The sequence below is a fragment of the Sphingomonas hankookensis genome (assembly GCF_028551275.1).
GTDB lineage: Bacteria > Pseudomonadota > Alphaproteobacteria > Sphingomonadales > Sphingomonadaceae > Sphingomonas > Sphingomonas hankookensis_A.
On the sequence record NZ_CP117025.1, the window covers coordinates 2,136,961 to 2,161,128 of the forward strand.

The 24,168-nt window shown below is 67.6% G+C and carries 27 protein-coding genes; 11 read left to right on the forward strand and 16 right to left on the reverse strand.

Annotation, left to right across the window (positions count from 1 at the left end; genetic code table 11):
* Positions 1 to 178: 178 nt before the first annotated feature.
* On the reverse strand, positions 179 to 1,420 hold the full coding sequence (locus tag PPZ50_RS10165) for a type III PLP-dependent enzyme (RefSeq protein WP_084401221.1): 1,242 nt from the start codon (positions 1,418 to 1,420) through the stop codon (positions 179 to 181).
* A gap of 139 nt (positions 1,421 to 1,559) precedes the next feature.
* Between PPZ50_RS10165 and PPZ50_RS10170 the strand changes: the two genes are divergently transcribed.
* Positions 1,560 to 2,522: a threonine ammonia-lyase gene (locus tag PPZ50_RS10170; RefSeq protein WP_066687666.1), complete on the forward strand. Its 963-nt coding sequence runs from the start codon at positions 1,560 to 1,562 to the stop codon at positions 2,520 to 2,522.
* Positions 2,519 to 2,686, forward strand: coding sequence for a hypothetical protein (locus PPZ50_RS10175; protein WP_164523814.1), 168 nt, complete (start codon positions 2,519 to 2,521; stop codon positions 2,684 to 2,686). The genes PPZ50_RS10170 and PPZ50_RS10175 overlap by 4 nt, the downstream gene beginning before the upstream one ends.
* Before the next feature lie 3 nt (positions 2,687 to 2,689).
* Here PPZ50_RS10175 and PPZ50_RS10180 read toward each other — a convergent pair whose 3' ends face one another.
* Together PPZ50_RS10180 and PPZ50_RS10185 are read right to left on the reverse strand one after the other, a co-directional pair.
* Positions 2,690 to 2,920, reverse strand: a complete 231-nt coding sequence (locus tag PPZ50_RS10180; protein ID WP_126012702.1) for a hypothetical protein — start codon at positions 2,918 to 2,920, stop codon at positions 2,690 to 2,692.
* A gap of 171 nt (positions 2,921 to 3,091) precedes the next feature.
* Positions 3,092 to 3,748: an alpha/beta hydrolase gene (locus tag PPZ50_RS10185; protein ID WP_066687669.1), complete on the reverse strand. Its 657-nt coding sequence runs from the start codon at positions 3,746 to 3,748 to the stop codon at positions 3,092 to 3,094.
* A gap of 41 nt (positions 3,749 to 3,789) precedes the next feature.
* Between PPZ50_RS10185 and PPZ50_RS10190 the strand changes: the two genes are divergently transcribed.
* The 3 genes from PPZ50_RS10190 to PPZ50_RS10200 are packed head-to-tail and all read left to right on the forward strand — an operon-like array spanning position 3,790 to position 6,253.
* A complete protein-coding gene (locus PPZ50_RS10190) occupies positions 3,790 to 4,839 on the forward strand; it encodes a cysteine desulfurase family protein (RefSeq protein WP_066687674.1) in 1,050 nt (349 codons plus the stop codon).
* Positions 4,836 to 5,930, forward strand: a complete 1,095-nt coding sequence (locus PPZ50_RS10195; protein WP_066688102.1) for a cysteine desulfurase family protein — start codon at positions 4,836 to 4,838, stop codon at positions 5,928 to 5,930. Before PPZ50_RS10190 ends, PPZ50_RS10195 begins: the two co-directional genes overlap by 4 nt.
* Positions 5,927 to 6,253: a 2Fe-2S iron-sulfur cluster-binding protein gene (locus tag PPZ50_RS10200; RefSeq protein ID WP_066687677.1), complete on the forward strand. Its 327-nt coding sequence runs from the start codon at positions 5,927 to 5,929 to the stop codon at positions 6,251 to 6,253. The genes PPZ50_RS10195 and PPZ50_RS10200 overlap by 4 nt, the downstream gene beginning before the upstream one ends.
* Here the strand turns inward: PPZ50_RS10200 and PPZ50_RS10205 are convergent.
* On the reverse strand, positions 6,178 to 6,606 hold the full coding sequence (locus PPZ50_RS10205; protein WP_272815285.1) for a ribosomal maturation YjgA family protein: 429 nt from the start codon (positions 6,604 to 6,606) through the stop codon (positions 6,178 to 6,180). The two genes, PPZ50_RS10200 and PPZ50_RS10205, sit on opposite strands and share 76 nt — an antisense overlap.
* An 89-nt stretch (positions 6,607 to 6,695) precedes the next feature.
* Here PPZ50_RS10205 and PPZ50_RS10210 point away from each other — a divergent pair, with 89 nt between their 5' ends.
* Positions 6,696 to 8,147, forward strand: coding sequence for an ATP-binding protein (locus PPZ50_RS10210; protein WP_066687679.1), 1,452 nt, complete (start codon positions 6,696 to 6,698; stop codon positions 8,145 to 8,147).
* A 120-nt stretch (positions 8,148 to 8,267) separates the two neighbouring features.
* Here PPZ50_RS10210 and PPZ50_RS10215 read toward each other — a convergent pair whose 3' ends face one another.
* From PPZ50_RS10215 to serS, 6 genes are all read right to left on the reverse strand, one after another.
* Positions 8,268 to 9,650: a leucyl aminopeptidase family protein gene (locus tag PPZ50_RS10215; protein WP_066687681.1), complete on the reverse strand. Its 1,383-nt coding sequence runs from the start codon at positions 9,648 to 9,650 to the stop codon at positions 8,268 to 8,270.
* A 145-nt stretch (positions 9,651 to 9,795) separates the two neighbouring features.
* Positions 9,796 to 11,127, reverse strand: a complete 1,332-nt coding sequence (rimO, locus tag PPZ50_RS10220) for a 30S ribosomal protein S12 methylthiotransferase RimO (protein WP_066687684.1) — start codon at positions 11,125 to 11,127, stop codon at positions 9,796 to 9,798.
* A 52-nt stretch (positions 11,128 to 11,179) separates the two neighbouring features.
* Positions 11,180 to 11,524 (reverse strand): DMT family protein, encoded by a 345-nt coding sequence (locus PPZ50_RS10225; protein WP_066687686.1) that lies wholly within the window; start codon positions 11,522 to 11,524, stop codon positions 11,180 to 11,182.
* Positions 11,524 to 12,534, reverse strand: coding sequence for a potassium channel family protein (locus PPZ50_RS10230; protein ID WP_066687688.1), 1,011 nt, complete (start codon positions 12,532 to 12,534; stop codon positions 11,524 to 11,526). Before PPZ50_RS10230 ends, PPZ50_RS10225 begins: the two co-directional genes overlap by 1 nt.
* Positions 12,531 to 13,607, reverse strand: a complete 1,077-nt coding sequence (locus tag PPZ50_RS10235) for a M23 family metallopeptidase (RefSeq protein WP_066688104.1) — start codon at positions 13,605 to 13,607, stop codon at positions 12,531 to 12,533. The genes PPZ50_RS10230 and PPZ50_RS10235 overlap by 4 nt, the downstream gene beginning before the upstream one ends.
* A gap of 64 nt (positions 13,608 to 13,671) precedes the next feature.
* Positions 13,672 to 14,949, reverse strand: a complete 1,278-nt coding sequence (gene serS / locus PPZ50_RS10240) for a serine--tRNA ligase (RefSeq protein WP_066687690.1) — start codon at positions 14,947 to 14,949, stop codon at positions 13,672 to 13,674.
* 96 nt (positions 14,950 to 15,045) lie between these two features.
* Here serS and PPZ50_RS10245 point away from each other — a divergent pair, with 96 nt between their 5' ends.
* From PPZ50_RS10245 to dksA, 3 genes are all read left to right on the forward strand, one after another.
* Positions 15,046 to 15,477 carry a host attachment family protein gene (locus tag PPZ50_RS10245; RefSeq protein ID WP_066687697.1) on the forward strand — a complete coding sequence of 144 codons (432 nt, stop codon included), beginning with the start codon at positions 15,046 to 15,048 and terminating at the stop codon, positions 15,475 to 15,477.
* A 232-nt stretch (positions 15,478 to 15,709) separates the two neighbouring features.
* Entirely contained in the window at positions 15,710 to 16,627 is a 918-nt protein-coding gene (locus tag PPZ50_RS10250) for a hypothetical protein (protein WP_232307832.1), read from the forward strand.
* A 182-nt stretch (positions 16,628 to 16,809) separates the two neighbouring features.
* On the forward strand, positions 16,810 to 17,277 hold the full coding sequence (gene dksA / locus PPZ50_RS10255) for an RNA polymerase-binding protein DksA (RefSeq protein ID WP_055756271.1): 468 nt from the start codon (positions 16,810 to 16,812) through the stop codon (positions 17,275 to 17,277).
* 48 nt (positions 17,278 to 17,325) lie between these two features.
* Here the strand turns inward: dksA and PPZ50_RS10260 are convergent, their stop codons facing one another.
* Entirely contained in the window at positions 17,326 to 17,547 is a 222-nt protein-coding gene (locus PPZ50_RS10260; protein ID WP_336314560.1) for a YdcH family protein, read from the reverse strand.
* An 86-nt stretch (positions 17,548 to 17,633) separates the two neighbouring features.
* On the opposite strand from PPZ50_RS10260, the gene PPZ50_RS10265 reads away from it, so the two are divergent.
* Positions 17,634 to 17,831, forward strand: coding sequence for a YdcH family protein (locus PPZ50_RS10265; protein WP_066687702.1), 198 nt, complete (start codon positions 17,634 to 17,636; stop codon positions 17,829 to 17,831).
* Between the two features lie 83 nt (positions 17,832 to 17,914).
* Positions 17,915 to 18,373, forward strand: a complete 459-nt coding sequence (locus tag PPZ50_RS10270) for a DUF1465 family protein (protein WP_084401225.1) — start codon at positions 17,915 to 17,917, stop codon at positions 18,371 to 18,373.
* Here PPZ50_RS10270 and PPZ50_RS10275 read toward each other — a convergent pair.
* From PPZ50_RS10275 to PPZ50_RS10295, 5 genes are all read right to left on the reverse strand, one after another.
* Positions 18,368 to 19,315, reverse strand: a complete 948-nt coding sequence (locus PPZ50_RS10275; RefSeq protein WP_066687712.1) for an NAD(P)H-dependent flavin oxidoreductase — start codon at positions 19,313 to 19,315, stop codon at positions 18,368 to 18,370. The genes PPZ50_RS10270 and PPZ50_RS10275 overlap by 6 nt on opposite strands.
* 220 nt (positions 19,316 to 19,535) lie before the next feature.
* The gene (locus tag PPZ50_RS10280) at positions 19,536 to 20,864 is read right to left on the reverse strand and encodes an Nramp family divalent metal transporter (protein WP_066687714.1); all 1,329 of its coding nucleotides are present in this window, start codon (positions 20,862 to 20,864) and stop codon (positions 19,536 to 19,538) included.
* 24 nt (positions 20,865 to 20,888) lie between these two features.
* Positions 20,889 to 21,902 carry a ferritin-like domain-containing protein gene (locus PPZ50_RS10285; protein ID WP_066687717.1) on the reverse strand — a complete coding sequence of 338 codons (1,014 nt, stop codon included), beginning with the start codon at positions 21,900 to 21,902 and terminating at the stop codon, positions 20,889 to 20,891.
* Between the two features lie 20 nt (positions 21,903 to 21,922).
* Positions 21,923 to 22,936, reverse strand: a complete 1,014-nt coding sequence (locus tag PPZ50_RS10290; RefSeq protein ID WP_066687720.1) for a ferritin-like domain-containing protein — start codon at positions 22,934 to 22,936, stop codon at positions 21,923 to 21,925.
* Between the two features lie 135 nt (positions 22,937 to 23,071).
* Entirely contained in the window at positions 23,072 to 24,115 is a 1,044-nt protein-coding gene (locus tag PPZ50_RS10295; protein WP_084401257.1) for a LacI family DNA-binding transcriptional regulator, read from the reverse strand.
* Positions 24,116 to 24,168: the final 53 nt, after the last annotated feature.

The following is a 24,168-nucleotide window of genomic DNA, read 5'->3' on the forward strand; positions in this document are numbered from 1 at the left end:
CCATCATCATCGATAAGCCGTCGTCGTTATGGGGACGCGGAAACCCGGTTTGGCCTCCTGCCCACAAACGCGGGAGGAGCCGATGGCGGTCGCATAGCGGCAAAGCCATGCAAAGCCCACCCCCGGCCCCTCCCGCAAGGTGCGGGTAGGGGGGAGGTGGTTGGTTAGTAGCGGCTGGTTACAGCTTGACGACGTTGTTCGACACGAACGCCGGAACGGGATCGAGTTCGATATACATCGACTCCATCGGTTCGTCGTCGGTCAGCACGGTTTCGCCATTGCCGAAGCCGTTGAACGCGGTGCGCATGGCCGATCCATAGGCGCCGAGCATGCCGATCTCGAAATAATCGCCGCTGCGGGTATCGGCCGGAAGCGGGAACGGACCCTGCATCTGGTCGATATCGTCGCAGGTCGGACCCCAGAAGCTGAAGTCCATATCGCGGGCGTCCGATTCCGGCTGCCGCAGCAGCTGTACCGGATATTTCCAGCCGATATGTGCCGCATCGAACAGCGAGCCATAGGCGCCGTCGTTGATGAACAGTTCGGCTCCCCGGCGATGTTCGACCCGGACGACGACCGACGCATATTCGGCGCACAGCGCGCGGCCGGGTTCGGCCCAGAGTTCGGCCGAATAGCTGATCGGCAGGCTTTCGAACGCGCGGTGGATCGTTTCGAAGAAACGCTCCAGCGGCGGCGGGGTCATGCCCGGATAGCGCGACGGGAAGCCGCCACCGACATCGATCACGTCGACGGTGACGCCCGCTTCGACGATGGCGGCGCGGACGCGCTCCATCGCATTGGCATAGGCGTCGGGCGACATGGTCTGGCTGCCGACATGGAAGCAGATGCCCAGCGCATCGGCGACCTGGCGGGTCGCGATCAGCAGGTCCTTCGCCTCACCCTGCGCCACGCCGAACTTCGATCCGAGCGAGAGCTTGGCATATTCGGACGACACGCGCATCCGGACGCACAGCGTCAGGTCGGTCGCGCCATCGGTGGCGGCGACGATCTTGTGCAGCTCGTCCATGCTGTCGAGCGAGAAGGTGCGCACGCCATGCTCGAAATAGGCTTCGGCAATCGCTTCCGGCGCCTTGATCGGGTGCATGAAGTGGCAGGTCGCGTCCGGCAGCGTCGCCTTCACCAGACGGACCTCGCCGATCGACGCGGTGTCATAGTGGACGATGCCGTTGTCCCACAGGACACCGAGCAGGTCGGGCGACGGATTCGCCTTCACCGCATACATCGAGCGGCCCGGAAACTTCTCGACGAAGAATCGGGCTGCGCGCGCGGCGGCGTGCGGGCGAACGAGCGTGACCGGTTCGACGGGTCGGCGCTCTGCAATGTCGATCCCGCGCTCGAACGAGGAGTCACGGGCGATAAAGGGGGCAGCTAGCCCCAGCGCGCTATGGTGCTTGGCCAATTCAAGGGACCTCCAATTGCCTTTCGGCATACGGTGACAAAAGCTGCCTTGCGGTTGGAAGTCCCATGGGGCAGCGGAGGCGCGATCTATGACCCGCAAACCTTGATGTAAAGTGTCTGTGCGGCAGAAAGTGCATTTTATGACGATTATGCGACAACCCACTCGTGCCGGCGTCCGCGATGCGGCGGCTAAGATCGCGGAAATCCTGCCGCCATCGCCGCTGATGGTGAGGGAAATCAATGGCTTGGCTGTCGCTTTCAAGATGGAGGCGTTACAGCCGGTCGGCTCGTTCAAACTGCGCGGGGCATGGCATCGGTTGACCGCATTATGCGACGAATCGCGCTCGCGCGGCGTCGTTGCCTTCTCATCGGGCAATCATGCGCAGGGCGTCGCCTGGGCGGCGAAGCGGCTTAGCATTGCGGCGACGATCGTGATGCCGGCGGATGCGCCGCAGGCGAAGCTGGCGGCGACGATGGCGCTGGGGGCGGAAGTCGTCCGCTATGACCGGGTGACCGAGAGCCGCGAGAAGATTGCGGCGCATCTGGCCCACGCGCGTGGCGCGACCCTGGTGCCGAGCTTCGACGATGCCTGGGTGATCGAGGGGCAGGGATCGGCCGGGATCGAGGCGGCGGCGCAGATGGCGGCGGCGGGGTTACCGGCGCCCGCGCGGGTCGTCGTGCCGTGTGGCGGTGGCGGGCTGGCGGCCGGGATCGCGCTGGCGCTGCCCGATGCCGAGATGGTGACGGTCGAGCCGGAGGGCTGGGACGATATGCGGCGCAGTCTGGAGGCCGGGTGGATCGAGCCGGTAGGCGAGGCGCCGCCGCCGACCGCCTGCGACGCGCTTCAGACGATGCGGGTGGCGGAGCGGACGTTCGACGTGCTGTCGCGACGCGGGGCGACCGGGGTAGCAGTCAGCGAGGGCGAGATCGCGGAGGCGCAGCGTTGGGCGATGCGGCATCTGCGCACCGTGGTGGAGCCCGGAGGCGCGGTGGCGCTGGCGGCGATCCTGTCGAAGCGGGTGGCGGTGGTACCGGGGACGCTGGTGCTGGTGTCGGGCGGTAATGTCGACGCCGCCGCCTATGCCAAGGTGTTGGCGGCATGACGCAGGGGCCGGCGGGTACGCTGTTGGCAATCCTGATGCTGGTCGCGGTGCTGCTGGCCGTGTTCGGCGTGCGGATGATTGCGCGGGGTGAACGGCGCAATGGGTGGCTGATGCTGGTGTGTGCCTTGGTGATGATCGGGAATGTCGCGATCTGGACCGTCTAGCGCTCAGTTGCTGTTGCTACCTGGCCGGTTGACCCGCTGGCGAAGCGCCTGTCCGCTGGCGCTGGCATTCTCGCCGTCGATCCGTGCCCATTCCGCGCGGGTGTGACAGACCTTGCGCATCATGTTCGATCCCATCGGGATTTCCCGGCGGCAGATCGGCTTTTCCGTTGCCGGAGAGAGGGAAGGTGTAGGGGCGGCTTGCATGGCGGCGGCGAGCAGCAGGGAGGTCAGCATGGTCCGGTCGTCCTGTAACGGAGTGTTGCTGACACCCTATGGTTGTGAATGAATATGGCAAGCAGGATATGGCCACGCGGCGAAGCCGCGTCGTCGGTCGGCGCCTGGTGCGCCGCCGGCCGGGCTCGCCGCCGGGCGCGGATTAGCAACGCCAATCCGCTGCGCCGAGTCTCACTTAATCGGCGAGTTCGGGTCCAGGCGCATGTCCAGATACTTGTCCACGCTGCCCATCAGTTCGGGCATTTCGTTCTGGAAGAAGTGGTTGGCGCCTGGGATCACGTCGTGGTGAATCGTGATGTGGCGCTGCGTGCGCAGCTTGTCGACCAGCTTCTGCGTGGCGGCGGGCGTTACGACCTCGTCCGCGTCGCCCTGGATGATGATACCCGACGACGGGCAGGGCGCGAGGAAGGTGAAGTCGTACATGTTCGCCGGCGGCGCGATCGAGATGAAGCCGCGAATTTCCGGGCGGCGCATCAGCAGCTGCATGCCGATCCATGCCCCGAAGCTGACCCCCGCGATCCACGTCGTCTGCGCTTCCGGGTGGAAGCTTTGCACCCAGTCGAGTGCCGAAGCGGCGTCCGACAGCTCGCCGACGCCGTTGTCGAACGTCCCCTGGCTCTTGCCCACGCCGCGGAAGTTGAAGCGCAGCGTCGCGAAGCCGCGGCGCTGGAACGTCTTGTAGAGTTCCTGCACGATGCGGTTGTTCATCGTCCCGCCCGACGAGGGGTGCGGGTGCAGGATCATCGCAACGGGCGCACGTGGACGCGGTGCCGGGGCGAAACGCCCTTCCAGTCGACCTTCGGGACCGGGGAAGATGACTTCTGGCATGGGACGTCCTGTTGTGATGGAGGCGCAGCGATGGCGCGAAGATGGTTCGCGGCTATATAGGCGCAGACAATCGGAACGGAAGTGTTTTGACGACTCGCATCTATCTCGACCATGCCGCGACCACGCCGATGCGGTCCGAAGCCATCGCCGCCGTTGCGGACGGCATGGCGCGCTGGGCCAATCCGTCGAGCCCCCATGCCGAGGGGCGCGCGGCGAGGCGGGCGCTGGAGGATGCGCGGGCGCGGATCGCGAAGGCGCTGGGCTGGGAGGGAGAGGTTATCCTGACCAGCGGGGCGAGCGAGGCGCTCGCGATCGCGCTGAAAGGTCATGATGCGGTCGCTGCCAGCGTCGAGCATGATGCGGTGCTGCGCGTGGTCGGAAGCGACCGGATCAGTGTCGGCGGTGATGGGCTGGTCGATCCCGCGCAGGTGCCGCCGGGTCGGCGCTTGGCGGTGCAGTCCGCCAATAGCGAAACCGGTGTGCTCCAACCGCTCGCGGACGTGGCGGCGAAGGCGGACGTGCTCGTTGCGGATTGTTCGCAAAGTGCGGGCAAGCTGCCGCTGCCACCCGCCGACCTGATCGTGGTGTCGGCGCACAAGCTGGGCGGGCCGCCGGGGATCGGCGCGCTGCTGGTGCGGGACTTTGCGTTGCTGACCCCGACCGGAGGGCAGGAGCAGGGCTATCGCGGCGGTACGGAGAATGTGCCGGGTGCGCTGGGCTTTGCCGCCGCGCTGGAGGCGCCGCACGAGTGGTTCGAGCGCACGGCGATACTGCGCCATACCCTCGACGATGTGGTGCGGGAGCATGGGGGCGAGGTCATTGCCGATGCTTCGCCGCGCATCCCGACCATCGCCGCCTATCGAATGCCGGGGCGATCGGCGGGGGCGCAACTGATGCGGCTCGATTCCGCCGGGTTTGCCGTGTCCGCGGGAAGCGCCTGTTCGTCGGGGACGCTCAAGACCAGCCATGTCCTGACCGCCATGGGGATCGACGCCAAGGCGGCGAGCGAGGTCATCCGGGTCAGTTTCGGCTGGACGACGACGGCGCACGATGTCGAGCACTTCGCGGCGGCGTGGAGGGCGTTGGCGTGACGTACCTCGATTATCAGGCGACGACGCCGCTCGCACCCGAGGCGTTCGAGGCGATGGTGCCGTGGCTGCGCGACCACCATGCCAACCCCCATTCGCCGCATCGTGAGGGGCGGCGCGCCAGGGCGGCGGTGGAGGTCGCGCGGGGGCAGGTGGCGGCGGCGCTGGGTGTGACGGGTGGACGGTTGTTCTTCACGAGCGGCGCGACCGAGGCGGCGAACTGGGCGATCACCGGCACCTTTGCGCGCGTCGGGGCCGAGCGGCCGAAGGTGGTGACGATTTCCACCGAGCATGCCTGCGTGCTCGATACCGTAGCGGCGCTGGGGGCGGAGGTCGTCGTGCTGCCGGTCGGGCGGGACGGGCTAGTCGATCGCGACGCCGCCGTCGCTGCGATCGACGGGCGAACCGCGATTGTCGCGGCGATGCTGGTCAACAACGAGATCGGCGTGGTGCAGCCGGTCGCTTGGCTGCGCGAACTGGCACGCGCGGCCGGGGCAGTCATGTTTTGCGACGCGGTGCAGGGATTGGGGCGGGTCGACGTGCCGGTTGATGCCTGCGACCTGATCGCGGTGTCGGGGCACAAGGTCTATGGCCCAACGGGCGTCGGCGGGTTGTGGGTGCGCGACGGCATGGAGCCGGCGGCGATCCTGCATGGCGGCGGGCAGGAGGGCGGCTTGCGGTCGGGTACGCTTAGCCCCGCGCTGTGCGTCGGGTTCGGAGTCGCGGCGACGTTGCTGTCGGAGGAGGACCGGGTGCAGGCCGAACGGTTGTGGCGCGTCGCTCGCACGATCCTGTCGGCGCCGGACTGGGGGTTGAACGGCAGCGAGGCGTCGCGCTGGCACGGCAATCTGAACGTGCGGATGGACGGGCTGGACGTCGCGCGATTGATGAGCGAATGCCGCGATATCGCCTTCTCGGCGGGGTCGGCCTGCTCAAGCGGGTCGGGGCGGAGCAGCCATGTGCTGCGCGCGCTGGGCCTTACCGAACGCGAGGCGCGGTCGTCGATCCGGATCGGGTTCGGGCGCTATACGCAGGAGGAGGATTTGGTGCGGGCATTGCAGGCGATCGACCGAGCCGCGCGGGGGCAGCGATGATCGTTCGGTTCGTCCGTACCGATGGCCGGGTCGAGGAAGCGCGCGGGGCAGCGGGCGACCGGCTGCTCGATCTGGCGCAGGCCTATGACCTGCCGTTGGAGGGCACGTGCGGCGGGCAAATGGCGTGTTCGACCTGCCATGTGATCGTCGATCCGGTGGACTTTGCGCGGCTGCCGGCGGCAAGCGAGGAGGAGGAGGATATGCTCGATTTCGCCGAAGGGGCGGTCGCGACCAGTCGGCTGGCGTGTCAGATCGTGCTCGACGAATCGCTGGGCGAGTTGACCGTGCGCGTGCCGGCGGCAGCGCGCGATGCACGGCGGTAACGCTCGACGAGCAGCACGGTGACCGCACCGGCGGTGTAGGCGACGAAATCCTGCGGGTCGAATCCGCTGCCCAGGATGATCCGCGCCCAGCGATTGCCTGACAGGCCGAGTTGGTCGAGCAGGCGGAAATATTGCGCGAACTCGATGACGAAGGCGATCAGCAGCGCCAGCGTGGTGGCAGGGACGACGCGCAGGCGCGTGACCGTGCGCAGCCCGGCATAGACCAGCACCACCGCCAGCGCATCGCCGACATAGGGGCGGATGATCGCGTCGCGGACGAACAGCGCGATGGCGATTTCGGTCAGCAGCAGGGCCAGCGTCAGCGCGGCATAGCGTGTGTCGAAGCGCATCATCTCTCCCCGAACCCGCCCGCACCATGGCGTGCGACGGATGGCGATGCAACCGCTTGCCCCGACACGCCGCGACCGCCTAAAGACCCGCGATGACCGTGAACGTCGATATGGGGACGGACCCGGCGGGCAAGACCGTTCCCCTTGATCTGGAAGAATTACTGGCCACCCGGCTGCTGGTGCAGGGCAATTCGGGGTCGGGAAAGTCGCACCTGTTGCGCCGGCTGCTCGAACGCAGCGCCGGCCATGTGCAGCAGGTGGTGATCGATCCCGAAGGTGATTTCGTGACGCTGGCCGGCGCCTACGGCCATGTCGTGATCGAGGCGGCGGACCATAGCGAGCGCGAGGTCGCCAAATTCGCGACGCGCGCGCGGGAACATCGGGCGTCGGTGGTGCTGAGCCTCGAAGGCCTCGAGGCCGAAGGGCAGATGAAGTGCGCCGCCGCGTTCCTGAACGCGCTGTTCGATGCGCCGCGCGAGCATTGGTATCCGGCGCTGGTCGTGGTCGACGAGGCGCAGTTGTTCGCGCCGGCGGGCGGCGGCGAGGTGGTTGAGGAGGTGCGACGCGCGTCGCTGTCGGCGATGACCAACCTGATGTGTCGCGGGCGCAAGCGCGGCCTGGCCGGTGTGATCGCGACGCAGCGTCTGGCGAAGCTTGCCAAGAACGTTGCAGCCGAAGCGTCGAACTTCCTGATGGGGCGGACCTTCCTCGACATCGACATGGCGCGTGCCGCCGACCTGCTGGGCATGGAGCGGCGGCAGGCCGAAGCGATTCGTGACCTGCAGCGCGGCCATTTCCTCGCGCTCGGGCCGGCGGTGTCGCGGCGGCCGTTGTCGATCAAGATCGGGCCGGTGCAGACCTCGGCGCGCAGCGGCAGCCCCAAGCTGACCCCGCTGCCGACCGCACCGGTGGCGGACATCAAGAACCTGTTGCTGGCCCCGGTCGAGGCGATGTTGCCACTGGGACCGCCGATCCGCCATGTCGCGCCGCCCGAGGCGGTGGAGGCGGCGATTGCCGCTCCTCCCCGGCCCAGCGTCGCGCCCGACCTGCCCGAACGCAGCGCGGACGAGACCGACGGTATCGTCGCAGACGTGCTGCGCGCGCTGGTGGAGGACGAGGGCGATCAGCAGCGCGCGGCGGCGGTGCTGTATCAGGATTTCGACGTGCGCTGCCGCATGGTTGGCCTGCCGCGACCGCCGCTCGACCTGCCCGCTTTCACGCGGCGGCTGGCCTGTGCGCGCGCCGGGATTTATGACGCACCGGACGAGGAATGGGCGCAGGCGCTGGCGATCGCGGACGTGCTGCCCGACGACATGCTCGGCGCGTTCATGCTGATTGCGCGGGCGGCGCGGGAAGGGCGGCCGTGCCCGAGCGAAGCGGAGATCGCGCGGACCTATGGCACCAGCTCGCTCGGCCGGGTGAAGCGGATGCTGGCCTATATCGAGGGGCGCGACCTGATGGTGTGCCGGATCGATCTGGCGGGGAAACGCTCGATCGCGCTGCCGCATCTGGGGTGGACGACGGAGGCGGCGGAGGCGGCGTAGTCGAGACGAAACGTCACCCCAGCGCAGGCTGGGGTCTCCCGCGGTTCCTGTCCCGCGTTATCACCGGGAGATCCCAGCCTGCGCTGGGATGACGTTTGGAGCGAGAGGGATGGTCCGGTCCTAGCGTTGCCCGTACCGGTCCTTCAGCAATCGCCACGCCGCGCGTAGGCCATATGCTTCACCGCCGTTGGCCCGGCCCGGTTTGGCGGCGGCGCGCCAGGCGAAGGTGTCGAGATGCGCCCAAGCCGTGCCGGGCGTGACGAAGCGCCGCAGAAACAGCGCGGCGGTTACCGCGCCGGCCATGCCGCCGTCGGGTGCGTTGACCATGTCGGCGATGTCGGACTTGAGCAGGTCGTCATAGGCGTCCCAGAGCGGCATCTGCCACAGCGGGTCGGCTTCGGCGGTGCCGGCGGCGATCAGGTCGGCGGCTAGCGCTTCGTCATTGACGAAGGTCGCGGGCAGGTCCGGCCCCAGCGCGACGCGCGCCGCGCCGGTCAGCGTCGCGAAGTCGATCAGCAGTTCGGGTGCTCCCTCGCACGCACGGGTCAGCGCGTCGCCGAGGATGAGGCGCCCCTCCGCATCGGTATTGGTATTCTCGACCGTCAGCCCCTTGCGGCTGTTCAGCACGTCGCCGGGGCGGAAGGCGTCGCCCGAGACGCTGTTCTCGACCGCCGGAATGAGCAGGTGGAGCCGGACAGGCAGGTGGGTTTCCATCACCAGTCCGGCCAGCGCCAGCGCGTGTGCCGCGCCGCCCATGTCCTTCTTCATCAGCCGCATGCCGGACGATGGCTTGATGTCGAGGCCTCCGCTGTCGAAGCATACGCCCTTGCCGACCAGCGCGACCTTCGGGTGGGCCGGGTTGCCCCAGGTGAGTTCGATCAGGCGCGGTTCGCGGCCCTTTGCGGCGGCCTTTCCGACCGCGTGGATCATCGGATAGCCGGTTTCGAGGTCGCGACCGGCGGTGATCGTGACGGTAGCGCCATGCGCTTCGCCGAGCGCTTTCGCCTCGGCAGCGAGTTCGGCCGGGCCGAGATCGGCGGCGGCGGTGTTGACCAGATCGCGGACGCGGGCGGTCGCCGCCGCCTGTCGCAGCGCTTCGTCGATTTGCGCCGGATCGCGCGACAGCAGGATGCGGGGGGCGTCATCCTCCGCCTTCCTGTACCGGGTGAAGCGATATTGGGCGGTGGCCCAGCCGAGCTTCGCCGCGCCGGGCGTGCCGCTGGCGAGCCGGTAGTGGTCGGGGGGAAGCTGGGCGGGAAGGTGCGCGAGGCACCAGGGGGTGAGCGTCGTGGTATCGGCGACGATGGTGACGACCGACCAGTCGTCGGGCTGTTCGCCGGGCAGGGTGGCGGTCTTGCCGGGTTTCGGGGTCAGGCGCTGGGCAGCGACGGCGGCGCGGATGCGGGGCGGTTGTGCGCCACGCCAGGTGTCGAAGCCGGCGGGGTCGATCAGGTGAATGGTGCGGGCTTCCTGCCCCCGGTCGGCGGTGATCGTCGGTGTCATGGGTGGGATGTAGGACCGACCCATGGATCAGCGCAATCCTCCCCGGCACGGGGAGGGATCAGCTCGCAACGCTACGGTTCCGTGCGCGGACACGCCCCTCCACCAGCCTGCGGCTGGTCCCCCTCCCCGCGAAGCGGGGAGGATCTCAGGTCAGCGGTACGCCGTACAGGTCGTGTTCGTCGGCGTCCTCGACCTCGACCTTGATGATATCGCCCTGGGCCAGATGGCCGGCGTCGCGCAGGAACACCTCGCCGTCAATGCCGGGTGCATCGGCGGTGCTGCGACCGGTGGCGCCGCCCTCTTCGCCGACCTCGTCGATGATGACGTCTATCGTGCGGCCGATCTTGGCGGCGAGCTTGGCGGCCGAGATCGCGGCGGTCTTTTCCATGATCCGGGCGTAGCGCTCTTCCTTGACCTCTTCCGGCACCGGATCGGGCAGCGCGTTGGCGGCGGCGCCCTCGACGGGCTCGAAGCGGAAAGCGCCGACGCGGTCGAGCTGCGCTTCGTCCAGCCAGTCGAGAAGGTACTGGAAATCGGCCTCGGTCTCGCCGGGGAAGCCGACGACGAACGACGAACGGATTGCGATGTCCGGACAGACCTCACGCCAGCCGCGCAGGCGCTCCAGCACCTTGGCATCGTTGGCCGGGCGCTTCATTGCCTTCAGCACCGACGGCGAGGCGTGCTGGAAAGGAATGTCGAGATAGGGGAGCACCAGTCCTTCGGCCATCAGCGGGATCACGCTGTCGACGTGGGGGTAGGGATAGACATAGTGCAGCCGGACCCAAGGCGCGATCCGGCCCAGTTCGCGGGCGAGGTCGGTCATGTGCGGCACGACCTCGCGCCCCTTCCACGCACGCGGTTCGCGGCGGATGTCGATGCCGTAGGCCGAGGTGTCCTGGCTGATGACCAGCAGTTCCTTCGTGCCGGCGGCGACGAGCTTTTCCGCCTCGCGCAGAATCGCGTCGGGGCGGCGGCTGACCAGATCGCCGCGGATCGACGGGATGATGCAGAAGGAACAGCGGTGGTTGCAGCCCTCCGAGATCTTCAGATAGCTGTAGTGGCGCGGCGTCAGCTTCAGCCCGCTTTCGGGGACCAGATCGACGAAGGGAGACGGGATTGGTGGCGCGGCCTCGTGGACGGCGTCGACGACCTGCTCATATTGATGCGCGCCGGTGACGGCCAGCACCTGCGGGAAGCGGGCGCGGATCGTCTCCGCCTCCTGCCCCATGCAGCCGGTGACGATGACGCGGCCATTTTCGGCGATCGCCTCACCGATCGCTTCGAGCGACTCTTCCTTGGCGGAATCGAGGAAGCCGCAGGTGTTGACGAGCACGACGTCGGCGCCGGCATAGTCGGGCGACATCTGATAGCCGTCGCTGCGCAGCTTGGTCAGGATGCGTTCGCTGTCGACCAGGTTCTTGGGACAGCCGAGCGAAACCATCCCGACACGGGGGGGCGAAGGAAGACGAGTTGCCATGATCGCCGCGTCACATAGCGATTTCGGCGAAAAATGATAGGGGCAGCGGAACCTATTGCCGGAACAGGAAGAACGCGCCCCCGGCGATCAGCGTGAAGCCGATCATGTGATTGACCGTAATCTTCTGTCCGAGATAGGCGACCGAGAAGATCGCGAAGACGGTCAGGGTGATGACCTCCTGCATCCCCTTCAACTGCGCCGCCGAATAGACCTGCGACCCGATGCGGTTGGCGGGCACGGCGAGGCAATATTCGAAAAAGGCGATGCCCCAGCTGACGACGATCACGAAGAACAGGGGCGCCCCCTTGTGCTTCAGATGGCCGTACCAGGCGAAGGTCATGAAGATGTTCGACGCGATCAGCAGCAGGATCGGCCAGAGACGGGCAGCATCGGGCATTATCGGGTCACCACTTCGACGATCGTGTCGCCGGGTTGCAGGTTGCGGGCTTCGGGGCTGTCGAACCGGATCTTCCCACCTTGCCGGTAGATGCGCAGGCCGAGGCCGGTGGTGATCGCGGACAGCGGCTGCCCGACTTCGTGCGGAGCGACGGGGCGTTCGGACAGGGCGACCGCGCCGTCGATCGAGGCGAGGTCGAGCATGTAGTCGGCGATATGCGGGCCGCGGCAGGATCCGGCGAGCAGCAGGCCGGCAAAGCTGACCGGGTTGATGACGGTCGTCGCGCCGGCGGCCCGGGCAGGAGATTCATTGTCCTCCGCCTTCACAATGACGCTGATCGTCAGGTCGGGGGCGAGGTGGCGGGCGGTGAGCGTCACGAGGATCGACGTGTCGTCGCGGCCGGTCGCGACGATCAGCGCCCGTGCCTTTGCCACGCAGACGTCGTTCAGCGTCGCGTCGCGGGTGGCATCGGCCTGCAGCACGATGCAGCCGATCTTTTGCGCTTCATCGAGATGCGATTGTACCGGATCGATCACGACGATGCGGCGGGCGTCCTCGCCCCGGGCAATCAGTTCATCGACCGCTTCGGAACCGGTTTTGCCGAAGCCGGCGACGACGATGTGTCCGGAAAGTTTTTCCTGCAACAGCGCCATGCGCCAACGCTCCCAACTGCGCCGAAAGACGAACTGATAGGTCGTGCCGATGAACAGCAGCACGACGAACACCCGGATCGGCGAAACGATCAACGCATCGAAAAGTCGCGCGCGTTCGGTGACCGGTGCGATGTCGCCATAGCCGGTCGTCGTGATCGAGATCATCGTGAAATAGATGACGTCGATGAAGCTGACCGACCCGTCGTAATTGTCGCGCAGCCCCGCGCGGTCGAACCAGTGGACGCCGATGGCGATCCCGACCAGCGCCAGCACCGCGACGACCCGCCACAGGATCGAGGCCCAGACCGGCAGCGACGACGACTGGCGCAGGATCGCGCGCCGGCCGGGCGCTCTCACCGGCGCGGCAACCGGGTGAGCGGATCGACCGGGGTGCGGCCCGAACGCATCTCGAAATGGACCATCGGCCGGTCGGCAAAGCCCGAATCGCCGGACAGGGCGATCTTCTGCCCCTTCTTCACCGCCTGCCCGCGCTGGACGAGCAACTGGCTGGCATGGCCGTAGACGGTGGTCAGCCCGCCGCCGTGGCGGACGATGACCACGCCGCCCAGCCCCGGCACGCCGGTCCCCACATAGGCGACGGTGCCGTCCGCCGCTGCGCCGATGGGGGTGTCCAGCGGCACCGCGATCTTGATGCCGTCATTGCGCTCCCCGCTGGCGCCGGCGCCGAATCGCTTGAACAGCCGGCCATCGACCGGCCAGGCGAAGGTGCCGGGCGTCGTGGTCGGCGCGGCGATGGCGGCGGTCGAGGGCAGGACGCGTTTGGGCGAGGTCACCGCGACCACTGGCTTTTCGTTCGGCTTGATTGCCGGTTCGCCGCCGGTGAGGATGTCGTCGATGTCGAGCCGGAACGCGGCGGCGCGTTCGGCGGCGGAGCGCGGCAAGGCATCGCCGGGAATCAGGATGCGCTGTCCGGTACGCAGGATATAGGGTTCGGTCAGGGCATTGGCGGTGACGATCCGCGACCAGTCGACGCCGTAAGCGCGGGCGATGGCGATGCCGGTCTCGCCCTCATGCACGGTATGATAGCGGCCGTCGGGAATGGTCAGGCGCTGTCCGGCGCGGATGGTGAAGGGTGCGGGCAGGTTGTTGGCGCGGGCGATCGCTTCCGATCCGGCGCCGGTCGCGTTGGCGATACCGCGCAGCGTATCGCCGGGCCGGACGACGTAGCTGCTTTCGGCGATGCTGTGGGCATTGGCGACGACGCGACGTGCCTCCCAGGCCGGCGGCGGGGAGGGAAGTGCGGTGACGCCGTCGCCTTCCGGCTTGGTCGCAGGCGGGGTGCCGGGCGCGGCGACCGGCGGCGCCTGTGGCAGGGCCGGGGCAGGATCGTAGCCGGGCGAGGCAGGGATGCACCCGCTGGCCAGGCCCATGACAATCAGCGCCGCCGCGCTCCGCGTTCCGACCTTCATCGCCAACCCCTTGCCCGTCATCCCCGACGCGACCTTAACCATGGCCGCCGCAGCGGGAAAGCCGTCAGCGTGCGGGCGCCAGAACGTCCTGCCCGACATAGCGGCGCAGCACGTCGGGCACGACGACCGATCCGTCGGCCTGCTGGTAGTTCTCCAGCACCGCGACCAGCGTCCGCCCGACCGCAAGGCCCGAACCGTTGAGGGTATGGACGAAGCGGGTCGCCTTCTCCCCCTCCGGGCGATAGCGTGCGTTCATGCGGCGCGCCTGGAAGTCGGTGCAGGTCGAGCAGCTCGAAATTTCGCGATAGCGCTGCTGGCCGGGCAGCCAGACTTCGAGGTCGTAGGTGCGTGCGGCCGAGAAGCCCATGTCGCCGGTGCACAGCTTCATGCGGCGGAACGGAAGGACGAGACGGTTGAGGATATCCTCGGCCGCCTGGGTCATGCGTTCATGTTCCGCGTCCGACTGCTCCGGCGTGGTGATCGATACCATTTCCGCCTTTTCGAACTGGTGCTGGCGGATGAAGCCGCGCGTGTCGCGTCCCGCGGCACCAGCTTCCGAACGGAAGCACATGGTCAGCGCGGTGAAGCGCAGCGGCAGCTCGCGCTCGGCGAGGATGTCGCCTGCGACGATATTGGTCAGCGACACTTCGGCGGTCGGGATCAGCCAATGTTCTTCCGTCGTCCGGAACAGGTCCTCGGCGAATTTGGGCAGCTGTCCTGTGCCATAGAGCGCGTCGCTACGCACCAGCACCGGCGGCACGACCTCCTCATAGCCATGGATGCCGGTCAGCGTGTCGAGCATGAACTGGCCGAGCGCACGGTGCAGCTTGGCTGCCGCGCCGCGCACCAGCGTGAAGCGCGCGCCCGACAGCTTGACCCCGGTTTCGAAATCGAGGCCGATGGCCGGGCCGATCGCGTCATGCTCGGCAGGATCGAAGCCGAAGGCAGTCGGATCGCCTACGGTCTTTTCGACGACGTTATCGTCCTCGTCCGCGCCCTGGGGCACATCGGCGAGCGGCAGGTTGGGGACGATCGAGAGAACGCCGCGCAGTTCGCTGGCGAGCGACGCCTCCTCCAGCTCGGCCGCGAGCATCCGATCCTTCAGCGTGGCGACTTCGGCCATCAGCATTGCGGCAGTGTCCTCGTCCCGCTTCGCCTTGGCTGCCCCGATCGCCTTCGATGCTTCGTTGCGGCGCGCCTGAGCGGTCTGGATCTCGGTCTGAAGCGCGCGGCGGCGCTCGTCGAGCGCCACGATCTCGGCCGATCGCGGGTCGAGACCCCGGCGGGCAAGGGCGGCGTCGAAGGCGGCGGGATCGTCGCGGATCAGGCGGATATCGTGCATGGCGGGGCTATGGCGAGGCCAGCCGAGCCATGCAAGCCGCAACCGCCCCGCCCATCGGCGCGTTCATTCGCCCGGACAGCCATAAGGAGATGGACGATGCGGATACCCCATGACGCCTGCATATTGGTCGCGGACGGGCGCAAGATGCTGTTCTTTCGCAACGAAGGCGATGCGGACATGCCGAACCTGATCGTCGAGGATCAGAAGCTGCAGGCCAATCCCGCCGACCGCCACCAGAAGACCGATGCGGCGGGTCAGGCGTCGTCGACCACCGGCGGCACGATGGGGGAGGTCGATTTCCATCAGCAGGCCGAGGACCGGTTCGCGGCGGAAGCGGCCGAGCTGCTGCGCAAGCGTGCGCTGGCGAACGAGTTCGAATCGCTGATCATCGTCGCCCCGCCCAAGACGCTGGGCGAGATGCGCAAACATTATCACAAGGCGGTCAGCGACAAGCTGGCCGGCGAACTCGACAAGGACCTGACCGGCCATCCGGTCGACCAGATCGAGAAGCTGCTCGCCAACGCCTGATGCCGAAAGGCCGGAACGGAAAACGGGCCGCGCGGGGGTTCCACGCGGCCCGTTTTGTCGTGCAATCGACCGGGATCAGGCGGCGTCGCTGGCCACCTTGCGCGCGAACCGCTTGCGCAGGACCAGCGCCGCGGCGGCGCCACCGAATAGCAGCAGCATCGGCGGGGCCGGCACCGGCGTCGGGGGCTTGTCCGGCGGCGGGGGCGGCGGATAGCCGTTGGAGGACGACGAGGTGGACGAGCTGGTCGCCGAGGATGTCGAGGCGGACGATGCCGACGACGTGCTGGTGGATACGTTGCCGCTCGACGAGGTGGAGGTCGACGTCGAGACGTTGCCGCTCGAGGAGGTCGAGGTCGACACGTTCCCGCTCGACGAGGTGGACGTCGACACATTGCCGCTCGACGACGACGAGACATTGCCGCTGGACGAGCTGGACACGTTTCCGCTGCTGCCGCCCGACGCGGACGACGTGCTGCTGGTGCTCGACACGCCGCCGGTGCTGGTCGATGACCCACCGGCCGAGGTCGAGGTGGAGCCGCTCGTGCTGGAGGTCGACGATACGACGATCCCGCTCGACCCGCCCGAACCGCCGCCGCCGAAGAAGCCGCCCGCGAAGAAGCCGCCGCCGATCCCGCCGCCGCCGGTGCCGCCGACCAGTACCGGGCCGGGGGCGAAGCCGCCGCCCTGCATGACCGGCATGTCGGGGCTGGCAAAGGCGGGGGGCAGCGGCACGGGATCGGCTTGGCTGGCGACGGTCACGACGGTCGGTGCGCACACGGTCTTGGTCCGGGTGACGATGCGCTTCACGACTCGCTTGGGGGCCGGGCGCGCCGCGACTCGCTTCGTGATGACGCGTTTGGTGATGGCGCGCTTCGTGATCTCACGATGTTGCGACGATTCGGCGACGTGCACCGCGCCGCCGCCGATGACGGCACCGCCACAGGCACATGCGCATAATTTCGCCAATGCCATCTTTACCGACATGCAGCACCACTCTTCCCAAAGAACCCCGACTACGTGCCCGAGAGCATCGCGCGGGTCCGTCCTGCATCACCAAGGCGAAAGAAACCGTAAAGTTCAAGCCAATGTGACCTATTCCCGCGGTCATATTTCTGAAATGCGCGCTACGCCAGCACTTCGCTACGGTTAACGTACCGTAAAGGGACGACGAGTCACACCGGTACGATACGGACCCGTCGGCGATGCGACGGGAACAATGTCCCATGTTCCGCAACGCTTGTGGAGCCGCCCCCCGCTCGATATAGGCGCGCGGGACAAGAGAGGGCGACCCCGCGGGCTTCGTAGAGGGACGCCCCTGGGTGGAGAATGGGGATGGCCACGGTTTTGAGCGACACGAAACAACCTCTCGACATGCCACCGCCGCCGGCGAACGACGATGGCACCGGATATCGTCCCCATGCGGACGAACCGTTCATGAACCCCCGTCAGCAGGCCTATTTCCGGGCCAAACTGCTGGCATGGAAGGACGCAATCCACCGCGAGGCGCAGGACACGCTGGCGCATCTGCAGAACGAATCGCTGCGCGAGGCCGACCTGACCGACCGCGCATCGAGCGAGACCGACTTTTCGATCGAACTGCGCACCCGTGATCGCCAGCGCAAGCTGATCGCCAAGATCGAGGCGGCGCTGCGCCGGATCGACGATGGCGAATATGGCTATTGCGAAGTCACCGGGGAGCCGATCGCGCTGGGCCGGCTGGAAGCCCGCCCCATCGCGACGATGACGGTCGAGGCGCAGAGCCGCCACGAACGCCAGGAAAAGGTATCGCGCGAGGATTGAGCGCACGACAAGGCGCGGGGCCGGCAGGGCCCCGCGCAGGTCGTCGCGTTACAGCGCCGTCATCTCCTGCTTCACCATCAGCTTGCGCTTCTTCAGCGAGGACAGCAGCGCCTGGTCGGGGGAAGGACGCTGCGTTTCGGCGGCGATCTGACGATCGAGCGTCGCATGTTTCGCTTCGAGGGCGGTGAGGTGGGCAGACTGCATCGTTGCATCCTCCTGCTTGGCTGTTGGGGGAATGAATAGAACACAGCCGCCGACGATTGTCGCCATGCCGCGAGCGGCTTTTTCGACATGGCGTGCGAAAATGACCGACGGGCCGTTGCCAGCGGCCAAGCGCCAAGCGAGAGTGGACCGCGATGGACGAATCGGACCTTGAACAGCGTCTGGGGCTGCTGCGGATCGAGCATCGCGACCTCGACGATGCGATCGCGGCGCTGGGCATGGCGGCGCAGGTCGACCAGTTGCAAATCGCCCGGCTGAAGCGGCGTAAGCTGCGCCTGCGCGACGAGATCGCGGCGATCGAGGACCAGCTGATCCCCGACATCATCGCCTGAACCGCCCGGTTGGTTCGTTCAGGGACGGTCGCGCGTCATCGGGCGCTTGTCGTCCGGCGGCAGGGCGTGGCATCCAGCGGATCATGGGACCAGCCGGACACGGGGCGGACGTTCAACGCCGACTGATCGATTCGCTGTACGTCGAAGCCATGCTGCTGGCCGACGAGGCGCGATCCTATTTCAACGATGCCGGACAGGCGGAACGCGCGCTGCTCGACCCGATGGCGCGGGTGGTGCTGTCGTGCGAATCGCTCAAGATCACGACGCGGCTGATGCACGTCATCGCGTGGCTGCTGACCCAGCGCGCGATCGATGCGGGCGAGATGGCGCCGGACCTGGCCGAGGATCCGCTGCGCGCGCTGGCCACGTCGCCGGTGACCGAGGACGAGGTGCTGGAGACGATGCCGGCGGGGACGCAGGTGCTGATCCGCGCCAGCCTCGACCTGTATCGCCGGGCGGAACGGATCGAGCGGTCGAAGACCAGCCCGCCGCCGGCCAGCCCGGCGCGGGCGATGTTCGAACGGCTGGCGATGCAGCTATAGCGCCAGCCGGGTGCGGGCGGCGCGATATTCCTCCGCCATGCGCGCGATACGGTCGGCGGCGGGCAGGACGGCATCGACCGCACCGATGCCCTGGCCCGCGCCCCAGATGTCCTTCCAAGCCTTTGCGCCGGACCCGAAATTCATCTTCGAGGCGTCGCTGTCGGGCAGGGCGTCGGGATCGAGGCCGGCGGCGACGATCGAGGCGCGAAGATAATTGCCGTGCACCCCGGTGAAGAGGTTGCTGTAGACGATATCGTCCGCCCGGCCGTCGACCACCGCCTGCTTGTAGGCGGCGACGGCATTGGCTTCGGCGGTGGCGATGAAGGGGGAGCCGACATAGGCGAGGTCGGCGCCCGCCGCTTGGGCCGCGAGCACCGCGCCGCCATTGGCGATCGCGCCCGACAGCGCCAGCGGGCCGTCGAACCACTGGCGAACCTCCTGCGTGAAGGCGAAGGGGTTCAGGCGGCCGGCATGGCCGCCGGCGCCGGTGCAGACGAGGATCAGGCCATCGGCGCCCTTTTCCACCGCCTTGTGGGCGAAGCGGTCGTCGATGACGTCGTGCAGCGTGATCCCGCCCCAGCCCTGGACGGCGGTGTTCAGGTCCTCGCGCGCGCCGAGCGAGGTGATGACGATCGGCACCTTCCATTTGGCGCAGGTCGTCAGGTCCGCCTCCAGCCGGTCGTTGGAGCGGTGGACGATCTGGTTGACCGCGAAGGGCGCGGCGGGGCGGTCCGGGTTGGCGCGGTCGTGGGCGGCCAGTTCCTCTGTAATGCGGTGGAGCCATTCGTCGAGCTGCGCCTGCGGCCGGGCGTTCAGCGCCGGGAAGGAGCCGACGATCCCGGCCTTGCACTGGGCGATGACCAGATCGGGGCCGGAGATGATGAACAGCGGCGACCCGATGACCGGGATCGTCAGCCTGTCGAAGAGAGAAGGAAGCGCCATATGAGTTTCATAGCGCAACCGTAATCACTGTCCAGCGGCGAAAGTTGGCGAAGGTTACGGTACGTCGAAGTTTATAACGACCAGATTTCGTTGTTCTGCAATGACTTGCAGGGCAACTTCGGCGTGGAAGTCGACACTTGTGGTTCAATCGGTGCGTCGAGCGGTGCCGGGCAATGTCAAAGAGCCGGAACAGCATGCATGTTTCGGCCAAGTAGGAAAGTCAGCCGGTCACGACCTGATAGAGCAGCACCAAGTTGAGCACGATCACCGCCGCGCAGATGACCCATGCGGCCAGCGCCAGTACCGGGCGGTTGGCGAAGTCGCCCATCTTGCCCCGGTCGCCGGTGAAGCGGACCAGCGGATAGACGGCGAAGGGCAGCTGGAGGCTCAGCACGACCTGGCTGGCGATCAGCAGCTGCGCCGTGCCGCTTTCGCCATAGAGGCTGGCGACGATGACGGCGGGGACGATCGCGATCAGCCGGGTGACGATCCGGCGGATCCACGCCGGCAGGCGGATGTTGAGGAACCCTTCCATCACGATCTGTCCGGCGAGCGTCCCGGTGATGGTCGAGTTCTGGCCCGAGGCGAGCAGCGCGACCGCGAACAGGATGCTGGCGGCACCGGCACCCAGCATCGGGGTCAGCAGCTGATAGGCGTCCTGGATTTCGGCGACGTCGGTGCGGCCCGCGGTGTGGAAGGTCGCAGCGGCGAGGATCAGGATCGATCCGTTGATGAACAGCGCGAGCATCAGCGCGACCGAGCTGTCGATCGTCGCCAACTTCACCGCCTCACGCCGACCCTCCGGCGTCCGATCGAAGCTGCGCGTCTGCACGATCGAGGAGTGCAGATAGAGGTTGTGCGGCATCACGGTCGCGCCGAGAATGCCGATCGCGATGTAGAGCATCGCCGGATTGGTCACGATCTCGGTTCGCGGGATCAGCCCCTCGGCGATCGCGGCGAGCGAGGGTTGCGCGAGGAACAGTTCCACCGCGAAGCAGCCGGCGATGATGATGAGCAGCGCGACGATGAACGCTTCCAGCTTGCGAAAGCCATATTGCTGGAGCAGCAGGATCAGCATCACGTCGACGGCGGTGATGCACACGCCCCAGACGAGCGGGATACCGAAGAGCAGTTGCAGCGCGATGGCGGTGCCGATGACCTCCGCAAGGTCGCAGGCGATGATCGCCAGCTCGCACAGCACCCACAGGACCCAGCGGATCGGCGAGGGATAATATTCGCGACACGCCTGGGCGAGGTCGAGGCCGGTGACGATGCCGAGCTTGGCCGACAGCGATTGCAGCACCATCGCCATGATGTTCGACAGCAGGATGACCGACAACAGCGTATAGCCGAACGCCGAACCGCCGGCGATGTCGGTCGCCCAGTTGCCCGGGTCCATATAGCCGACCGCGACGAGATAGCCGGGGCCGGCAAAGGCACCGAGCTTGCGCCAGAACTGCCCGGCGCCGGCTGGAACCGGCACGGTGCGAAACGAGCCGGGCAGGCTGGGGCGCCGCTCGGGAGCGTCTGCGCTGGTCGGAGGGGCCATGCGATACGCTCCCGAAATCAGACGTTAGACGGCGTTGCTGGTCTTCAGCGCGCCATTGACCCCCGCCGGGAAGAAGCCGCCGGCCGAGACCGAGGCGCGGGTCAGGTAATGGATGTTGAGCACCTGCGCCGGCAGGCGGCTGAAGGTCAGCGCGCTGCCGTCGGTCGGCACGATGTTCGACGCGTTGTTGACCGGCTTCACCCCCTGATCGGTGTCGTTGGCACCTTCGAGGTCGTCGCGGGCCTTCGACAGGGCTTCGGTCGCATCGAGGATCGCCGGGGTGGCGATGCCCTTGCGATACAGCGCAGCGCGGATCAGGCCGGCATGATAGGCCTTGGCCGAGACCATGCCCGCAATCGCGTCGATGAACGCCGCGCCGGTCACGCCGGCGGTGATGCCGCGATAGGCGGTGACGGCGACGTCGGCGAACACGAACGCGCCGAGCATGACCTGTTCGTCGGTGGCATAGACGTCATAGGTCGCCGCCGTGCCGGTGATGAGCCCCGCCGTCCGGGCAAGGTTCGAGAAAGCGCTGGTCGCGGTGACGCCGAGGTCGATCGCCGGCTGGGCGATGACCGGGGTCCCGATCGTGCGGCGCAGCAGCGCGACCTGTGCCCGGGTGTCGGCGGCGATTTCGCGCGCGAACTGGCCGAGGACGGGATCGGCGAACACGCGCTGGCGCCCGCCGCTGGCGGCCCCGGCGGTGCCGGCTCCGGTCAGCAGGTCGGCGGACAGGCCGGCGCCGGTCGTGACGACGCTGAAATACTGCGCCTCGAGATAGGCGAGGTTCAGCGCGAAGTTCAGCACATCGGCATCGGTCAGCGGCGTCGAGGACGGCGTCGGCGTGGGCGACGTCGTTGCAGTCGGCGTGGGGGTGGGCGTCGGGGCCGGGTTGCTGTTGTTCCCGCCACAGGCAGCGAGCAGCGACGCGCCGGCCATGACGGCCGACACGCTGCCCGCGCTGCGCAGGAAGTCGCGGCGATCGGCGCGGCGGCTATCGTTGGTGTCGAGCACCGACAGGATCGATTCGTTGGTCATCTGGGTCGCTCCCGAAAGGCTCAGTTCGCCGCGCTGGACTTGATGGCGCCGTTGACACCGGCGGGGAAGAAGCCGCCCGTCGTGACGGCGTTCCGGTTCAGATAGGCGATGTTGAGCACCTGTCCGGTGGTGCGGCCATAGGGGAGGCCGTTGGTGGAATCGAACGGCATGATGTTCGACTGGTCCTCGATCGGGCGCACGCCCTGATCGATGTCGCTGGCGCCGTCGAGATCGTCGCGCGCCTTCGAGATCGCTTCGGTCGAATCGATCAGCGTCGGGGTGGTCAGCCCGCGCATGTACAGTGCCGAGCGGATCATCGCCGCGTGATAGGATTCGGCGGCGAGGATGCCCGACGCCGCCTGACGGATCAGCGCGTTGGCGATGCCGCCCATCGCGCCGCGATAGGCGGTGACGCCGACATCCTCGAACAGGAAGGCGGCGAGCAGGAAATTGTCGTCATTCTCATAGGGATCGAACGTCGCGCCCTGACCGATCAGGCCGGCGGCACGCGCGGCGTTCGAAAAGGCGCTGGTCGCGGTCGCGCTGATGTCGATGTTCGGCATCGCGATTGCCCCGGTGCCCAGCGCGTTGCGCAGGAATTCGACGTGCGCCACTTCGTCCTGTGCGATTTCGCGGGCATAGTTGGCGACGATCGGGTCGCTCAGATTGGCCTTCTTGCCGCCGGTCACGGTCCCGGCGGTGCCGGTGCCGGTCAGCAGCGTGGCAGCCAGGCCGGTGCCGTTGGCGGCGAACGCATAGAATTGCGCTTCGAGATATTCGAGGTTCAGCGCGAAGTTCAGCACGTCGAGGTCGGTGAAACCGCTGCTGTTCGTTGCGGTCGGCGTCGGGGTCGGCGTCGGCGTGCCGCTGGGCGTCGGGGTGGGCGAGTTGTCGTCGTTGCCGCCGCACGAGGTCAGCGCGAGGCCGGTGCCGACCGCCGCCACCGCGCCAAAGGCACGGAAGAAGTCCCGGCGTTCCTCGCGTCGGCGCACCCGCGCGTCGAGGGCTGCAACCATCTGTGTCTCGTCGGTCATCTACCGGTTCCCTTAAACCCTGGCGGCCCCGTTCCGTGGATGACGGAACGACCCGGACCTCTCCTTCGATGATATGCGGGTCAGGCCGACCGACATATCGCTGTAGCGTGCTGTATTGGCTGTCGTGCCGCGATGCTACCCCCCAGCGACCGGCGGAGGCGCGATCGATTCCCGCAGGATCAGGCGGTGTTCGTGGGCGATGGTCGCCGGGACCGGCGTGCCGGACAGCTGATCGAGCAGCAACGACGTCGCGCTGACCGCCATGTCGAACACCGGCTGGCGCATGGTGGTGATGCGCGGCCAGGTGATGCGGGCGATTTCCGAATCATCGAACCCGACGATCGACAGGTCGCGCGGCACGTCGATGCCCAGTTCGCGCGCGGCCATCAGCGCGCCGACCGCCATGTCGTCGTTCTGGGCAAGGATCGCGGTCGGCCGGTCGGGCCGGTCGAGCAGGGTCCGCGCGGCGGCAAAGCCCGAATCGAAGGTGAACAGGCCGTCGATGACCCGCGTCGGATCGATCCGAGCGCCGGCGGCGGCGAAGGCGTCGGCATAGCCGGTCATGCGCGCGCTGCTGGCGGCATGGGTCGGATCGCCCTTGATGATGCCGATGCGGCGATGGCCCTGCGCCAGGACGGCGCCGGCGACTTCGGCCGCGGCGACCACGTCGTCGACGACGACGCCCGGCACGATATCGTCGAACTGGGTCGGCGAGATGCGGGCGAACGGCATCCCGATCCCGACCAGTTCGTCGAGGATGCGGCGGCTGTCGGATGCCGGCGGGGCGAGCACCACGCCGTCGATCGCGGCCGAGCGCAGCAGACCGACGACCTCATCCGCATGGTCGTTGACCGAACGCACCGGCAGCACGACCAGCCGGTAGCGTTCGCCGCGCAACCGGTCGAGCACGCCCATCTGCAGGTCGACGCCATAGCTGGGCGAGGGATTTTCATAGACCAGCCCGATCAGGTAGGAGCGTTGCCGCGCCAGCCCCTGCGCCATGATGTTGGGGTGATAGTCGAGCACGCGCACCGCTTCGCGCACCCGGTCGCGCACCGCATCGGTGACGTGCGGTTCGCCGTTCAGCACGCGGGACACGGTTTTCGTCGATACCGCCGCATGGCGCGCGACATCGACGATGGTGATGCGCCGGGACGGGCGCGATCGCGGGGATTTCATGGGCGCCATCTTCCTCCACGCCGCCGCGCGCATGTCAACCTTCGCAGGTGCGA

What these genes read in the sequence shown, in the direction of transcription:
- PPZ50_RS10170 (WP_066687666.1), top strand. Translation starts at nt 1,560, where the DNA reads ATGACGATTATGCGACAACCCACTCGTGCCGGCGTCCGCGATGCGGCG.
- PPZ50_RS10175 (WP_164523814.1), top strand. Translation starts at nt 2,519, where the DNA reads ATGACGCAGGGGCCGGCGGGTACGCTGTTGGCAATCCTGATGCTGGTC.
- PPZ50_RS10180 (WP_126012702.1), bottom strand. Translation starts at nt 2,920, where the DNA reads ATGCTGACCTCCCTGCTGCTCGCCGCCGCCATGCAAGCCGCCCCTACA.
- PPZ50_RS10185 (WP_066687669.1), bottom strand. Translation starts at nt 3,748, where the DNA reads ATGCCAGAAGTCATCTTCCCCGGTCCCGAAGGTCGACTGGAAGGGCGT.
- PPZ50_RS10190 (WP_066687674.1), top strand. Translation starts at nt 3,790, where the DNA reads ATGGTTCGCGGCTATATAGGCGCAGACAATCGGAACGGAAGTGTTTTG.
- PPZ50_RS10200 (WP_066687677.1), top strand. Translation starts at nt 5,927, where the DNA reads ATGATCGTTCGGTTCGTCCGTACCGATGGCCGGGTCGAGGAAGCGCGC.
- PPZ50_RS10205 (WP_272815285.1), bottom strand. Translation starts at nt 6,606, where the DNA reads ATGATGCGCTTCGACACACGCTATGCCGCGCTGACGCTGGCCCTGCTG.
- PPZ50_RS10210 (WP_066687679.1), top strand. Translation starts at nt 6,696, where the DNA reads ATGACCGTGAACGTCGATATGGGGACGGACCCGGCGGGCAAGACCGTT.
- PPZ50_RS10215 (WP_066687681.1), bottom strand. Translation starts at nt 9,650, where the DNA reads ATGACACCGACGATCACCGCCGACCGGGGGCAGGAAGCCCGCACCATT.
- rimO (WP_066687684.1), bottom strand. Translation starts at nt 11,127, where the DNA reads ATGGCAACTCGTCTTCCTTCGCCCCCCCGTGTCGGGATGGTTTCGCTC.
- PPZ50_RS10225 (WP_066687686.1), bottom strand. Translation starts at nt 11,524, where the DNA reads ATGCCCGATGCTGCCCGTCTCTGGCCGATCCTGCTGCTGATCGCGTCG.
- PPZ50_RS10235 (WP_066688104.1), bottom strand. Translation starts at nt 13,607, where the DNA reads ATGAAGGTCGGAACGCGGAGCGCGGCGGCGCTGATTGTCATGGGCCTG.
- serS (WP_066687690.1), bottom strand. Translation starts at nt 14,949, where the DNA reads ATGCACGATATCCGCCTGATCCGCGACGATCCCGCCGCCTTCGACGCC.
- PPZ50_RS10245 (WP_066687697.1), top strand. Translation starts at nt 15,046, where the DNA reads ATGCGGATACCCCATGACGCCTGCATATTGGTCGCGGACGGGCGCAAG.
- dksA (WP_055756271.1), top strand. Translation starts at nt 16,810, where the DNA reads ATGGCCACGGTTTTGAGCGACACGAAACAACCTCTCGACATGCCACCG.
- PPZ50_RS10260 (WP_336314560.1), bottom strand. Translation starts at nt 17,547, where the DNA reads ATGGCGACAATCGTCGGCGGCTGTGTTCTATTCATTCCCCCAACAGCC.
- PPZ50_RS10265 (WP_066687702.1), top strand. Translation starts at nt 17,634, where the DNA reads ATGGACGAATCGGACCTTGAACAGCGTCTGGGGCTGCTGCGGATCGAG.
- PPZ50_RS10270 (WP_084401225.1), top strand. Translation starts at nt 17,915, where the DNA reads ATGGGACCAGCCGGACACGGGGCGGACGTTCAACGCCGACTGATCGAT.
- PPZ50_RS10275 (WP_066687712.1), bottom strand. Translation starts at nt 19,315, where the DNA reads ATGGCGCTTCCTTCTCTCTTCGACAGGCTGACGATCCCGGTCATCGGG.
- PPZ50_RS10280 (WP_066687714.1), bottom strand. Translation starts at nt 20,864, where the DNA reads ATGGCCCCTCCGACCAGCGCAGACGCTCCCGAGCGGCGCCCCAGCCTG.
- PPZ50_RS10285 (WP_066687717.1), bottom strand. Translation starts at nt 21,902, where the DNA reads ATGACCAACGAATCGATCCTGTCGGTGCTCGACACCAACGATAGCCGC.
- PPZ50_RS10290 (WP_066687720.1), bottom strand. Translation starts at nt 22,936, where the DNA reads ATGACCGACGAGACACAGATGGTTGCAGCCCTCGACGCGCGGGTGCGC.
- PPZ50_RS10295 (WP_084401257.1), bottom strand. Translation starts at nt 24,115, where the DNA reads ATGAAATCCCCGCGATCGCGCCCGTCCCGGCGCATCACCATCGTCGAT.